Origin of the sequence: Terrihabitans soli, from assembly GCF_014191545.1 — a bacterium.
Taxonomy (GTDB): Bacteria; Pseudomonadota; Alphaproteobacteria; order Rhizobiales; family Methylopilaceae; genus Flaviflagellibacter; species Flaviflagellibacter soli.
Map to the genome: position 1 here is coordinate 2815922 of NZ_AP023361.1, position 14207 is coordinate 2830128.

Here is a 14207-nt window from a genome sequence, read left to right on the forward strand (position 1 = left end):
GTGATAACTAAAGAGCATACACAAGAAGCGCTATCGAACGCATACGTCCATGCGCTTGCCGGTTCGGCGGGGCTCAACCTCGCTGCGCGTACAGTTTTTGACTACGGCGTAGATGGAATCTTTCATCCAATCAAGATTGTAGACGGAGAGCGCATTCAAACGGGGTTCCCTGTAGAGTTTCAGATGAAGGCGACCACTGTTTGGAAGCACGAGGGAACCTTTGTTGTATATGACTTGGATGCGCGAGCCCACCGCCTGTTAACTGATCGAGAGCCGGGGCAGGCCCTTGCTATTCTGATCCTACTTTGTCTTCCGCTCGATGCCGGAAATTGGCTGGAGGGTTGTGAAGATTATCTTCTTCTCAAGAATTGTTGTTACTGGTTCCGTCCGGATGGCCCACCTACGACCAACGTGTCGTCCATCCGAATTCGAATCCCTCGGTCTCAAGTGCTTACGCCGGATTCCTTGAAGTCGATAATGGCCGTTGCGCGACAAGAGGGATTGGCGACATGATGCCGACCCTCGAGGTTATATCGTTGGGGTCGTTGAAACGATACCTGACTAGCAAAGGCTGGAAGCGAACCCTATTAAAGAGCGGTCTGGAAATTTTCTACGCCGAAGGCGCCGAAATCGAGGTGATACTTCCAAAGAGTTCTGACGCTCGAGATGTACCTGCGCGAATACGCGCGGCGGTGAATACGCTCTCTGGATTGGAAAGGCGCACGCCGGACGAAGTCATCGCATCCATACGATCAATTGGCTTTGACCTTCTTCGCTCTCGCCTGCCTGAATCAGCCATTCGCCATGATACGATAAGGCTGGCAACTGCCGAGGAATTTATCAGAAGAATGCCGAGGATTCTCGCAGCCTCCGCTCACGCAGAACTGCATCCAAATCCATACTTCCTGAGAATCGACAACAAGGCTCAGCACTACGCCGATGAGTGCCGCTTTGGTCATACTTTTCGAGGAAGTTTCGGCTTCACGATTGAGTCTCCTGTCGGTCCAAACACCATAACACCTGCCGAGGATGAGCAATCCGCATTGCCCTTAGAGCGCCGCGCCATCGCACGGCTCGCAAGAGGTCTCAGGTCGGTAGAAGCCGCGGTTCGCGAAGAGGCGCCAGAGATAATCGTGGGGAGCTACTCGTCTGGTTTCAACGCTAATGCGTGTGACGAGCTGGCCGCATTTTTAGAAATGCCGCACTTAACTGAAGTGGCTTTTGAAATACTGTTTTCTCCGGAGTGGGGAGCTCCGCCGGATCTTGGCCCGAACCCGATGGTGCAAATTTCTCAGTCTCGTGGCGCCGACGTTATCCGGCGTGCCGCGAAAGCCCTGCGAATTGTGAATTACGAGAAGCAGCGAACCATCGTCGGAAAAGTTCGAACTCTTCACTCAATGGAAACCCCATCGGATCTCTTCAGTATTTCCGGGCTTCAGGATGTGATCGTGGAATGGGATAGTGACGAGTTCGGAAAACGGAATATTCGGGTGTCGCTAGGTCCGGAAGAATACCTCCAGGCGGTGCAAGCTCACACTGCTGGCCGCCTTGTCTCGATCACGGGCGAGCTGGAACAAGGGCGACCTTGGCGACTGGAGAACGCGACGAACTTTACCGTCCTTACTTGATGCATCTTTTGACAAATGGATGCTTTCATTGAGCGGCAGATTTGGCACTTGAGAGCGATCCGCTTACCTATCAGGCCGCAGAAATGGTGAAACGGAAGCGCGGCGCCGCAAAAACGCCTCGACTACAATCGGCTCTCGATGAGACGCTCGATCGGTTCAGAACCGACGCAGTCGCCGATCTTTTCAAGCGCAAGCTCACGGCCAAGAATATACCGTTCAATGATGATCTCATCAGCAAACTGGTCGATCACGCTTTCTCCGGGAGCGACGCCGATTTCGACGGCCCTGACATTGAGATCGAAATCACGAACGATGACATCGCCGAGTTGGAGATCGCCGTTGAGGCGGTAATATCCGACCTTCCCACGATCATTGATAAGGCCTCCGCCGCGACGTCACGCGAGCTTTTAAAGAAGCTCAAAGCCGGTTGGCCGGATCAATTTGAGTTCGAAGCAGAACACCGAAAAGGGTTCGAGAAACGCTTAGAGGCTCGATGGGGCAAGGCGCTATCGCTTTTGCGTATGCAAGTCTCTCTATCCCTTGAGCTGGGACAGAGCTTTTTTGACCGGAATCGAAAATCGCGATGGAAGCGCGACAAAAGTAAGCGCGAACTTCTGGTCCGGCTCCACGTGCGGGCATGTCAGGTCACAGCGGAAATACTGGCTCTACTCGAAACCGGGTACTCCGATGGCGCAATGGCTCGCTGGCGCACGCTGTACGAAATTGGAATCATAGCAACTCTGGTCGCTTCACATGACGATGATCTCGCGGAACGCTACATGGCGCATGAGGTTATTGAAGCCAGAAATGGCGCGAAGCTTTACTCACAGAACTATGAGGAACTGGGATACAAACCTATACCAGCTGAGGAGATATCAGAGATTAATGCGATGGCGGACAAGGCCATCGCGAAATACGGAACCTCTTTTGGGAAGAGCTACGGATGGGCAGCGCATCATCTCCGGCATAAGGATCCTCAGTTTAGCGACCTTCAGACCGCCGCCGGTCGGTCAAAGATGCGCTCGCACTACAAGATGGCGAGTCACAACGTACATGCAGGAATTAAGGGCTTGACCCATCGGTTGAGCTCCTTGGCGCCGGACAGATTTGTTGCGGGCTCAAGCAATGCTGGTCTAGATGAGCCCGGTCAAAATACAGCCATCACTTTTTGCCAGATCACTGTCCTGCTGCTTGCCTACAGGCCAGAGTTCGACGAAGTCGTAGCCATGAAACTACTGTCGGATCTGCGAGACGACTGCGTTCGCGAGTTCGTTAAGGCCGGTCGGAAACTAAAAAAGGAAGAACGTGAGCGGCAGACCGGCGAAGCCCTCCGAATCCGGAGCGGCGAGAGTTCTCGGAAAAGGCGCGCTGATCGCTAGCCTCGTACTTTGGGTCAGACGATAGCCACTTGGCTCATTATTTTCGATAGGCGTTCGGGGTTGTTCTCGATGTAGATACACGTCGTCGAGATGCTTGAATGCCCGGCAAGTGTCGCAATAGCCTTAAGATCGACGCCCTGCTCTGCTAGACGAGTAATCAGCGTCCTTCGACCGGAGTGAGACGAAGCCTTAATCCCAGCTTGCATGTAAACGTCTCGAAAGAGATGAACCATGCCGTTTGGCGTAAAATGACGACCGGATCGAGTAGGAAAAAGCGGACTATCGGGTCTGGAAGATCGCACATTGACCCAGTAGCGTTCTAGTGCCGTTCGCAAGTTCGGCGCAGATACGTATACATCTCGCATGCGGTTTTTCTTCGTGTACGACCGCTTTATGTGAACCACAGAGCGCGCGCTGCCATCCGCGGCGTACACATCTTCGATCTTGAGAGATGCAATTTCCTTAGCCCGCAAGCCGAGATAGAAGCTCACTGCGAGAATGGATCTGTCTCGCTCTCGAAATGGTCGGGGCTGAATCGAGTTCTCGACCTGCTCGTACTGCAGCAGCGTGAGAATCGGCGCACGGCCTGTTTGGCCTTGCCCTCTTGCCATAGCGTTCTCTGACCCGTTGCAACAGAGTTCGGTGTCGCGATTATAAAAAGGCTCGCCGGATTTGTACCTACAAACCTTCAACGGCCAAAAGAAAACGGCGCCGCGGCCGCCCTAGGATGAGATTCCTCGTCCACGATCTCGCTTACATCGCATATTGTCGTTCAACCTGAGCAAGAACCTGTTTCCATTGCATCTTTCCTGGATTATGATGATGGGTGGCTACCAAATGGAGAAGTTGTGTCTAATTGATTTACAGCGGTCGGGGTCTAGGTTATAATTCCCGAATGCAATCTTCAGATCGGCCGCTCGCCTATTCGTATATCCGCATGTCGACGGACATCCAGCTCAAGGGCGACAGCTTGCGCCGACAGATGGAGCTGTCCCGACGTTATGCGGCACAGCACGATCTCCAGCTTGTCGAAGATACCTATAACGACATTGGCATCTCCGCTTTCAAAGGCGCGAATGTCTCTGGCGGCGCGCTGGGGAAATTCCTTCAAGCGGTCAAAGATAAACGAATCCCTTGGGGATCCTATCTTCTTGTAGAGTCGCTGGATCGCATTAGCCGCGAGAAGCCAATGCTTGCACTGGCGACGTTTACAGAAATCGTTCGCAACGGCGTATCGATCGTCACTCTCGCCGACAATCACGTCTACCCCGCTGGCGAAACCGATACGCCTCAGCTCATTTATTCGATTGTCGTCATGGGCCGTGCGCACGACGAATCGCGAATGAAGAGTTCTCGCATATCTGCAGCATGGAACAATAAGCGCGCAAACGCCGCGAACCGAAAGCTCACGGCCCAATGCCCTGCGTGGCTTGAGATGAACGAGGATCGAGCCAGCTTTCGTGTGTTGGCAGACCGTGCCGACGTCGTGAGACGAATATTCCGAGAGAGTCAGTCCGGCATCGGCAATTACTCGATAGCGCGGCGTCTAAACGAGGAGAAGATCGCTCCATTCGGCCGTTCGAAAGGCTGGCAGACCTCTTATATCGCGAAGATTTTGAACAACCGAGCCGTTCTCGGCGAGTTTCAGCCTCATCACTTCGTCGACGGCGCAAGAGTTCCGGACGGCGAACCGGTTGAGAATTATTTTCCGCCCGTCGTCGATGAAGAGCTTTTCTTCACGGCCCAAGGCGCAAGAAACCAACGCAGAGCCGGAGGCGGCGGTCGACGCGGCCCTTACATAAGCAATCTTTTTTCTGGGATTGCTAGTTGCGACTACTGCGGTGGTCGTATGCACTTTTTGAACAAGGGAGCTGGCCCGAAAGGCGGCACGTATCTCATATGTGACAATGCGCGTCGACGGTTGGGCTGTCGCCCTGCGGCATGGCGATACGATGACTTTGAAGCCTCGTTCCTCGCATTCGTCGAGGAGCTGGACCTCGGCCCACTGGCCAGAGACGAGAGCGAAATCTCAAGCCGTGCAAACCTCGATCAGCAGATCAGCAGCCTTGAGGGTCGCCGAGCAGAAGAAGAGAAATTGCGAGAAAAGATTTTTGACCTTCTCGCCGGCGGGTTAAAGACAGAGTTCATCGCGAAGAAACTTCAGGACGTCGAACGTCGCCTCATCGAAATTGACGAAAATCTCCGCCTCAAATTAGCTGAGAGAAGCGCGCTTCAATTTGAGGTCTCGCAGTTCTACGAAGGAAAAGAAGAGATCAAAGCGCTCGTGACGAGTCTGAAGGATCGTGATAGCCGTCAAGTCTACAGCGTGCGCGCACAGATCGCTTCGAGACTTAAGGCGTTGGTGCAAAACCTCACCCTTGCGCCAGACGGCGCGGACTCCCCTGGAGCGCTGAAGACGGACAGAGCCGCGCGCACGCACAACCGCGCCCCAATAACATTGAAGTCAGTCGATCACCCTGACTGGCGCAGGTACTTCTCCGTGACGTTCAAGAACGGAGGCATGCGCACAATATATGTCGACGCCAAAGATCCTATGAATCCTATTCATCAGATTCACGTGCCGAATTTTGGCAAAGACATTTTGGCGCGGACGGACGAACCACGTCTCGATTAGTCCCACGTGGTGCACCTAGAAGTCTTTCGTCAGAGACGGGGTCGCACTTAGCGACAGCTTATCGAGGCGCTTTGCGAGACTTTCCAAGATCGACCGGCACCAGCGTTGCGCGCCGGGCTCGGAGCCTTCGACTGAGAATACGAGTCCTGGCCACGCTGGATTTGAAATGCCCCTCGGCCGATCCGTAACCGCATCCTTCCAAGCCTGTTCTGTATTGACGGGCTCGTGCTTTGAAGTGACCCCTTGCTCGATGGCTTTGACCATCCGACGCGCGTCCTCAAGGTCGGTCTCAGTGATGTAGACGAGTTGATAATCCTGTCTCGCTCGGTAGCACTCGTTGATCGTCACGTAGTCCGAGAAAGCGTGACTCAGAAACCCCTGAGGGGTCTTTTCGGCTTCTTGATACGCGACCTTCTCGCCTTCCAGTCTCGCTTGTTCGGGCGTTAGCTTGAATTGCGAGGCCGCAGGGCTGGCCGAAACGCCAGTGACTAAGATCAGAGCGCTAACGACATTCGACAGGTTCAGGCTGGTGGTCATAATCTCTCAATGTCATGTCCAATTAACATCCGATGAGAAAGAGTATGAACGTCAGAATGGCGCGCAGAATTTCGGACGTATCGATTGTCACGGCAACTTTCATACGGAGCTTTTTCATGCGCTTTACCGGCGCTGATTTGTCCGTGTGAGTCGAGACGGATTGGGATCAAATGATCATAAGAATAAAATCTTATGCTCAATTGATCAATCTAAGGGGTCTGGTGGATGCCCCGATGAAGCTTCGAATAGCCGAGCCTGAGGCCAACACTCTTAGAACCGCATTTTGAGCAGACTAGCTTGGGCGTGAGGTCATCGTGCATAGAGCCGTGCTGCCGACCGAGCCTTTCAGCAAGGGCGGTGAGATCTAGTTCGCGACCGTGATGGCAGCCCATCGCATAGCAATAAGCGCTCAGGTCCGTCTGGCTGTCGATTAGTTGGCCGATGGTTGAACCCATCACAAAGGATTCCGCGAGTCGCGCCAGCGAGCAATCAATTTAACTGGGCATAATATCCTGATGATCGGACCGCCCGGCGCCGGCAAAAGCATGCTCGCCGCCCGCCTTCCCTCCATTCTGCCGAAGCTCACCGCGCCCGAACTGCTTGAGCTCGCGATGATCCGCTCCGTCGCCGGAGATCTGGCCGGCGGCGTATTGACGGACCGGCGTCCGTTCCGCGCCCCGCATCATTCGGCCTCGATGGCAGCGCTGGTCGGCGGCGGGATCAAACCGCGGCCGGGCGAAATCGCGCTCGCCCATAATGGCGTGCTGTTTCTCGACGAGTTGCCGGAATTCCAGCCGAACGTGCTGGATTCGCTGCGCCAGCCCATGGAGACGGGGCAAGTCGTCGTCGCGCGCGCCAATCATCGCATCGCCTATCCCGCCCGCTTTCAGCTGATCGCCGCGATGAACCCGTGCAAATGCGGCAAAGCCGGCGAGCCCGGCCATGTGTGTCGGCGTGGCGCACGCTGCGCCGAGGACTATCAGGCGCGGCTGTCGGGGCCGCTTCTCGACCGCATCGACATCCACCTCGACGTGCCGTCGGTCTCGGCATCCGATCTTCTTCTGCCGGCGCCGAGCGAGAGCAGCAAAGACGTCGCGCTGCGCGTCGCTGCCGCGCGCCAGCGCGCTTCCGCCCGCGCGAGCGAACACAGGATCAGCGCCCGGACCAATGCCGAGCTGTCATCCTCTGCGATAGAAACGCTTGCCGCGCTCGATCCGGCCGGAACGCGCCTTCTGCATGACGCCGCCGACACGATGCGGCTTTCGGCACGCGGCTATCATCGTGTGCTGAAAGTTGCGCGGACGATTGCCGATCTCGACGGCGAGGAAAAAACCGGGCGGATACATCTGGCCGAGGCGCTGTCGTACCGGACGCTGGTGGATCGGGCGGTAACGGCGGCGGCATGATCCTTTTATCCGGCGCGAAAGCTTTCGGGACTTCGCCGGGTCACAAATCTGAGACCGAACCGTCACACGACTGTCGGACGAAAATGATGCAAGCGCCGTATGAGCGCTTCTCCTTCGATTCTCCTTCCCTCCGCCCTCCGGCCCCTTTCAGGTCTTTCAGGTTCCGGCCTTCCGGCCCCAGACTTTCCCGAGGTCGATCTGCCCGACCCGCTCGGCCGGATCGGCGATCTGGAACTGCGACTCGCCAAGAAGCCCAAGGATGTGAAGAAGGCGCAGAAGCTGCGCTACAAAGTGTTCTTCGAGGAAATGTCGGCGCAGCCGAACGTCATGGCGCGCCTTGCCCGCCGCGACGTCGATATTTTCGATCAGGTCTGCGACCATCTTCTCGTCCGCGATGCGACGCCCCGTCCGGGTTTTCTGAAAAAGCGCACCGTCGGCACCTATCGCCTGCTGCGGCAGGATGTGGCGGAGCGGAATTTCGGCTTCTACACGCAGGGCGAATTCGACATCCAGCCGCTGATCGCGCGGCATGCGCATCTGAATTTCCTCGAACTCGGCCGCTCCTGCGTGCTCGCGCCCTGGCGCGACCGGCGCACCGTCGAACTGCTCTGGCACGGCATCTGGGCCTATGTGCTGGCCCATAAGGCCGATGTGATGCTGGGCTGCGCCAGCCTTGAGGGCTCCGACCCGGCCGAGCATCAGCTGGCCTTGAGCTATCTGCACCACTTCCACCGCGCGCCCGAAGCCTGGCGGGCCGAGGCCCTGCCCGAGCGGCGCGCCGATATCGCTTTGCTCGACAAGGATCAGATCGACCCCAAACGGGCGCTGCGCGCTCTGCCGCCCCTCATCAAAGGCTATCTGCGCCTTGGGGCTATGATCGGCGACGGGGCGGTGACCGACCGCCAGTTCGGCACGACCGATATCCTGATCGTTCTGCCGCGCGCCTTCATCAACCCGCGCTACATCCAGTATTACGGCGCCGAGGCAACCCGCCACGCGGCCTGAGATTTCCCCTTCATCCACAGGCTTGATTGCCGCGCCTTTCGCCGCCCGCATTGAGCCGCTAGCACTGGTGGGATGAACGCGCGGGAAGAGATTCCATCCATTGAGACCGGCAGCGGCGACAGCCGCGTCACGCCGATGATGGAGCAATACCTCGAGATCAAAACGGCCAATCCGGATTGCCTCCTCTTTTACCGGATGGGCGATTTCTACGAGCTGTTTTTTGAGGACGCCGAACAGGCGAGCCGCGCGCTCGGCATCATGCTGACCAAGCGCGGCAAGCATCAGGGCCAGGACATCCCGATGTGCGGCGTGCCGGTCGAGCGCGCCGACGATTATCTGCAGCGTCTGATCTCGAAGGGTTTCCGCGTCGCCGTCTGCGAACAGATCGAAGATCCGGCGGAAGCGAAAAAGCGCGGCGGCAAATCCGTTGTGAAGCGGGACGTTGTGCGGCTTGTGACGCCCGGCACGCTGACCGAAGACGCGCTGCTCGATCCCAGGCGCGCCAACCGTCTCATCGCGCTCGCGCGCGTGATGGCCGGCGAAGACACTATCGTGTTCGGCCTTGCAGCCCTCGACATCTCGACCGGCACGTTCACCGTCTCCGAGACGACGCGCGCAGGCCTGGCGGCGGCGATCGCACGGCTCGACCCGGCGGAGATCGTTGTGCCGGAAGCTTTGCTGTCCGAGCCCGACCTTGCGGCGCTCTTGAAAGAGACGGGACGACCGCTGGCCCCCGTCGGCCGCGATATTTCCGATGCGGCGAGCGCCGAGCGGCGTCTGTCCGAAGCCTTCGGCGTATCGACCATTGCCGGCTTCGGTGCGCTCAGCCGCGCGGAAGTCTGCGCGGGGGCGACGGGCGTCTCCTATATTGTACGCACGCAGCGCGGCGCCCATCCGCCGCTCGCCGCCCCGCAGCGGGCCGGGCAGAGCGATTTCCTTGATATCGATGCCGCAACGCGCGCCAATCTCGAACTGACGCGGACCATGTCCGGCGAGCGCGTGGGGTCGCTGCTCGATGCCATCGACCGAACCGTCACCGCTGCGGGCGGGCGGCTTCTCAGCGAACGGCTCGCAAGCCCGCTGACCGATCCCGACGCCATCAACCGCCGTCTCGACAGCGTCGAGACATTCACGGCGGATGCCGCGCTGCGGCGCGATATCTGCATGGCCCTCCGCCGTGCGCCCGATCTTGCGCGCGCCGTGCAGCGCCTTGCCTTCAACCGCGGCGGACCGCGCGATCTTGCCGGCGTGCGCGATGCCCTGATCGCGGCGCGCGCCATTGCCGAACGCCTCGGCCAGAGCGAACGCGGCGCGGAGATTGCGTCTGCGAGCACAGCGCTTGCCGCGCCCGACCCCGCGCTTGCGGCGCAGTTCAGCGAGGCGCTTGCCGAAGAACTGCCGGTGCGCGCCTCGGACGGCGGCTTTGTGCGTCCGGGCTTCGATGCCGCGCTCGATGAGCAGCGCCAGCTGCGCGATGAGAGCCGCCGCGTTATCGCGCAATTGCAGCAGCGCTATGCGGAGGAAACCGGCCACAAGACGCTGCGAATCAAGCACACGAACTTTCTCGGCTTTTTTGTCGAGGTTCCGGCCGCGGCCGGCGAAGAGCTGCGCGTTGCACCGTGGAACGCGACCTTCGTGCACCGCCAGACGCTGCAGGGCGCGATGCGCTTCTCGACCGTCGAACTCGGCGATCTTGAAAGCCGCATCGCGGCAGCCGCCGACCGGGCGCTGGCGCTTGAAATGGCCGTCTTTACGCGCCTCTCCGATCTTGTCGCGTCTGCGGGCGCTGTCCTGCAATCGGTCGCGCAAGCGCTGGCCGTGCTCGATGTCGCGAGCGCCTTTGCGCAGCTTGCCGCCGAACAGACTTATATGCGCCCCGAGGTCGACCTGTCGCTCGCCTTCGACATCAAAGGCGGACGCCACCCGGTCGTCGAACAGGCGCTCGTCTCCGAACCTTTCATCGCCAATCATTGCGATCTGTCGCCGGCGAGCGAACCAGAAGCCGGGCGCATCTACCTCATCACCGGCCCGAATATGGGCGGTAAATCGACCTTTCTGCGCCAGAACGCGCTGATCGCCATTCTGGCGCAGGCGGGAAGTTTCGTGCCGGCGGCATCGGCCAGGCTCGGCGTCGTCGACCGCCTGTTCAGCCGCGTCGGCGCCGCCGACGATCTGGCCCGCGGCCGATCCACTTTTATGGTCGAGATGGTCGAGACGGCGGCGATCCTCAATCAGGCGAGCCGCCGCTCGCTCGTCATCCTCGACGAGATCGGCCGCGGCACCTCGACCTTCGACGGCCTGTCGATCGCCTGGGCGGCGATCGAGCATCTGCACGAGAAAAATTCCTGCCGCTCGCTCTTTGCGACGCATTTCCACGAACTGACCCAGCTGTCGAAGCGGCTCGGCCGCCTCCACAATGCGACGCTGAAAGTCGCCGAGCACAAAGGCGATGTCGTCTTCCTGCACGAGGTCGTGCCCGGCACCGCCGACCGCTCCTACGGCATTCAGGTGGCAAAGCTCGCCGGCCTGCCGCCCGCCGTGGTCGATCGCGCCGGGGCGATCCTTGCCGAGCTCGAAAGCCGCGACCGCGCCCGCCCGAAACAGGCCATCGCTGACGATCTGCCGCTGTTCTCCATCGCGCCAAGGCCCGCCCCGGTGGCCGCCCCGCCGGACCCGGCGCTTCTTGCCCTCGATGCCATAGACCCCGACGAGCTGACGCCCCGGGCCGCCCAGGAGGCCCTCTATCGCCTCAAGGCGCTCAGGAAGTCCTGACGGGCTTGATGTTTTAACCGGCCCCGCGCCATAGATGGGCGGCATGACCGTCGCCCTGCGTAAACCCTCCTCCTCCCGCCCGCCCATTATCGACCGGACGAAGCTCGACGCGGCGCTCGACCGCTTTGCCGAAGAGAACAAGGGCGACCCCAAGGCGCGCGAAGCCGCCGTCAAAACGCTGCTCAAAACCCGGCTGGCGAAAGGCCGCGAACATGCGCTGCGCTGGCTGAAGGAAGACGGGCTCGGCACCGCTTGCGCCGAAAAGATCTCCTTCCTGATGGACGAGATCATTACGTCGCTGCACCGCCATGTGACCCTGCATGTCCATCCCGGCGGACCGGCTCCGGCGGCGACCGAGCGCCTCGCGGTGATCGCCGTCGGCGGCTACGGCCGCGGCACGCTGGCACCGGGCTCGGACATCGATCTTCTGTTCCTCTTCCCGAAAGCGCAGACCGGCTGGGGCACGGCCGTCGTCGAAGCCATGCTGTATGTGCTGTGGGATCTCGGCCTGAAGGTCGGCCATGCCGTGCGCGGCCTCGACGAGTGCATCAAGCTCGCGCGCTCCGATATGACGATCCGCACCTCCATTCTGGAAGCGCGGACGATCTGCGGCGATCTTCTTCTGGCCGAACAATTGAGCACGCGTTTCCAGCGCGAGATCGTGCCCGGCACCGCGCTTGAATTCGTCACCGCAAAACTTGCCGAGCGCGACGAGCGCTACAAGCAGACCGAAAGCTCGCGCTATGTCGTCGAGCCCAATCTGAAGGAAGGCAAAGGCGGTTTGCGCGATCTGAACACGCTGTTCTGGATCGCCAAATATGTCTATCGCGTGCGCACGGTGGAACAGCTTGTCGCCGCCGGACTTTTCACCGAGCAGGAGTTCGCGCTGTTCCGCAAGGCCGAGGATTTTCTCTGGGCCGTGCGCTGCCATCTGCACTTTCTCACCGGCCGCCCCGAAGACCGCCTGACCTTCGAATATCAGCCCGACATCGCCCAGCGCCTCGGCTATCAGCAGCGCCACCAGCCGGCGGTCGAGCGCTTCATGAAGCACTATTTCCTCGTCGCGAAAGATGTCGGCGATCTCACCGCCATTGTCTGCGCCGCGCTGGAAGACCGCCACGCCAAGCGTCCGCCGAAACTGAACCGTCTCTTCGGCCGCTGGCGCCGCGTGCGTTCGCATGTTCTGCCGGGCACGGACTTTACGATTGAGAATGAGCGTCTGACGGTGACGGGACCGGACGTGTTCCAGCGCGATCCGGTGAACCTCATCCGCTTTTTCCAGATCGCCGATCGCGAAGATGTCGCGATGCATCCGGATGCGATGCATCTCATCCGCCGCTCGCTGAAACTGATCGACGCAGATCTCCGCGAAAATCCGGACGCCAACCGGCTCTTTCTCGACACGCTGACCTCGCACAACGCACCCGAAACGATTTTGCGCCGCATGAACGAAGCGGGTGTCCTTGCCCGGTTCATTCCGGATTTCGGCAAGATCGTCGCGATGATGCAGTTCAATATGTACCACCACTATACGGTGGACGAGCATCTCATCCGCGCCATCGGCATTCTGTCGGAAATGGATGCGGGGACGCTCAAGGAAGAGCATCCGCTCTGCAATGAAATCCTGCCGACGATCACCAACCGCACCGCGCTGTACGTTGCGGTGCTGCTGCACGATGTTGCAAAGGGCCGGCCGGAAGATCACTCGATTGCCGGCGCCAAAGTGATGATGAAGCTCGGTCCGCGTCTTGGCCTGTCCGATGACGACACCGAGACCGCAGCCTGGCTGATCGAGCAGCACCTTTTGATGTCGGACATCGCGCAGCGCCGCGACATTTCCGATCCGCGTACGATCCAGGATTTTGCCGACAAGGTACAGAGCCTCGAGCGGCTGAAAATGCTGCTCGTCCTCACCGTCGCCGATATCAAGGCCGTCGGCCCCGGCGTGTGGAACGGCTGGAAAGGCCAGCTGCTGCGCACGCTCTATTGGGAAACCGAGATCATTCTCGCCGGCGGCCATTCCGCCGCCAATCGCAGCGAGCGCGTCAAAGCGGCGAAGGAACAGACGCGCGCCGCGCTCACCGGCTGGAGCCCGGACGAGCTCGACGCCTATATCGCGCGGCACTATCCGCCCTATTGGCTGAAGGTGGAGCCGCCGCGGCGCCTCGCCCACGCCAATCTGATGCGCGAAGCGGAGAAGGCCGGCAAACGCGTCGCGACCTCGTTCACGACGCACGCATTCCACGGCGTTACCGAGATCACCGTTCTGGCGCAGGACCATCCGCGTCTTCTCGCCGTCATCGCCGGCGCCTGCGCGGCCACGGGCGCAAACATCACCGACGCCTATATCAACACGACGACCGACGGCATGGCGCTGGATACGATCTTCGTCACGCGCACGCACCCCAATGACGAAGACGAGCGGCGCATCGCCGCGCGCATTGCTTCCAATGTCGAGCGGGCGCTGAAGGGCGAGCTCTGGCTGACGGACGCGATGCAAAAGCGCACCGAACAGCGCCGCCGCCAGACAAAAGCGTTTGCGGTGAAGCCGCGCGTCATCATCACGAATGACTGGTCGGACCGTTACACGGTGATCGAGGTCTCGGGCCTCGACCGGCCCGGCCTTCTCTACGACCTGACCTCAACGGTGTCGCAGCTCAATCTCAATATTGCCTCGGCGCATATCGCGACCTTCGGCGAGCGCGCGGTCGACGTTTTCTACGTGACCGATCTTACCGGCTACAAGATCACCTCGCCGACACGGCAGGAAGCGATCCGCCGCGATCTCCTCGCCGTATTTACGATCGAAGAAGCACCCACCGACGCGTAAGTTCACAAACGGATA

Annotated in this window: 9 protein-coding genes and 1 pseudogene; 8 read left to right on the plus strand and 2 right to left on the minus strand. The window is 59.7% G+C overall.

Annotated elements, in window-relative coordinates; translation table 11 throughout:
- Genes IZ6_RS16125 through IZ6_RS14560 form a run of 3 tightly spaced genes read left to right on the plus strand, consistent with a single transcriptional unit; the run spans position 1 to position 3007 of the window.
- Complete coding sequence (locus IZ6_RS16125) at positions 1-513, plus strand: DUF4365 domain-containing protein (RefSeq protein ID WP_222875758.1); 513 nt, start codon at positions 1-3, stop codon at positions 511-513.
- Complete coding sequence (locus IZ6_RS14555; protein ID WP_222875759.1) at positions 510-1628, plus strand: hypothetical protein; 1119 nt, start codon at positions 510-512, stop codon at positions 1626-1628. Before IZ6_RS16125 ends, IZ6_RS14555 begins: the two co-directional genes overlap by 4 nt.
- A gap of 41 nt (positions 1629-1669) precedes the next feature.
- Positions 1670-3007 (plus strand): DUF5677 domain-containing protein, encoded by a 1338-nt coding sequence (locus IZ6_RS14560; protein WP_222875760.1) that lies wholly within the window; start codon positions 1670-1672, stop codon positions 3005-3007.
- Positions 3008-3021: 14 nt separating this feature from the next.
- Here IZ6_RS14560 and IZ6_RS16130 read toward each other — a convergent pair whose 3' ends face one another.
- Positions 3022-3618: a tyrosine-type recombinase/integrase gene (locus IZ6_RS16130; RefSeq protein ID WP_222875761.1), complete on the minus strand. Its 597-nt coding sequence runs from the start codon at positions 3616-3618 to the stop codon at positions 3022-3024.
- A gap of 326 nt (positions 3619-3944) precedes the next feature.
- Between IZ6_RS16130 and IZ6_RS14570 the strand changes: the two genes are divergently transcribed.
- Positions 3945-5642, plus strand: coding sequence for a recombinase family protein (locus IZ6_RS14570; RefSeq protein WP_222875762.1), 1698 nt, complete (start codon positions 3945-3947; stop codon positions 5640-5642).
- 15 nt (positions 5643-5657) lie between these two features.
- Here the strand turns inward: IZ6_RS14570 and IZ6_RS14575 are convergent, their stop codons facing one another.
- Positions 5658-6179, minus strand: coding sequence for a hypothetical protein (locus IZ6_RS14575; RefSeq protein WP_222875763.1), 522 nt, complete (start codon positions 6177-6179; stop codon positions 5658-5660).
- 467 nt (positions 6180-6646) lie between these two features.
- Between IZ6_RS14575 and IZ6_RS14580 the strand changes: the two are divergent.
- The 4 genes and pseudogenes from IZ6_RS14580 to IZ6_RS14595 all read left to right on the plus strand — a co-directional run.
- A pseudogene (locus IZ6_RS14580) lies at positions 6647-7585 on the plus strand (YifB family Mg chelatase-like AAA ATPase); the annotation flags it as partial.
- A gap of 99 nt (positions 7586-7684) precedes the next feature.
- Positions 7685-8590 (plus strand): l-ornithine N(alpha)-acyltransferase, encoded by a 906-nt coding sequence (gene olsB, locus IZ6_RS14585; protein WP_222875765.1) that lies wholly within the window; start codon positions 7685-7687, stop codon positions 8588-8590.
- Between the two features lie 72 nt (positions 8591-8662).
- Complete coding sequence (mutS, locus tag IZ6_RS14590) at positions 8663-11362, plus strand: DNA mismatch repair protein MutS (RefSeq protein ID WP_222875766.1); 2700 nt, start codon at positions 8663-8665, stop codon at positions 11360-11362.
- 43 nt (positions 11363-11405) lie between these two features.
- Entirely contained in the window at positions 11406-14192 is a 2787-nt protein-coding gene (locus IZ6_RS14595; protein WP_222875767.1) for a [protein-PII] uridylyltransferase, read from the plus strand.
- Positions 14193-14207 lie beyond the last annotated feature (15 nt).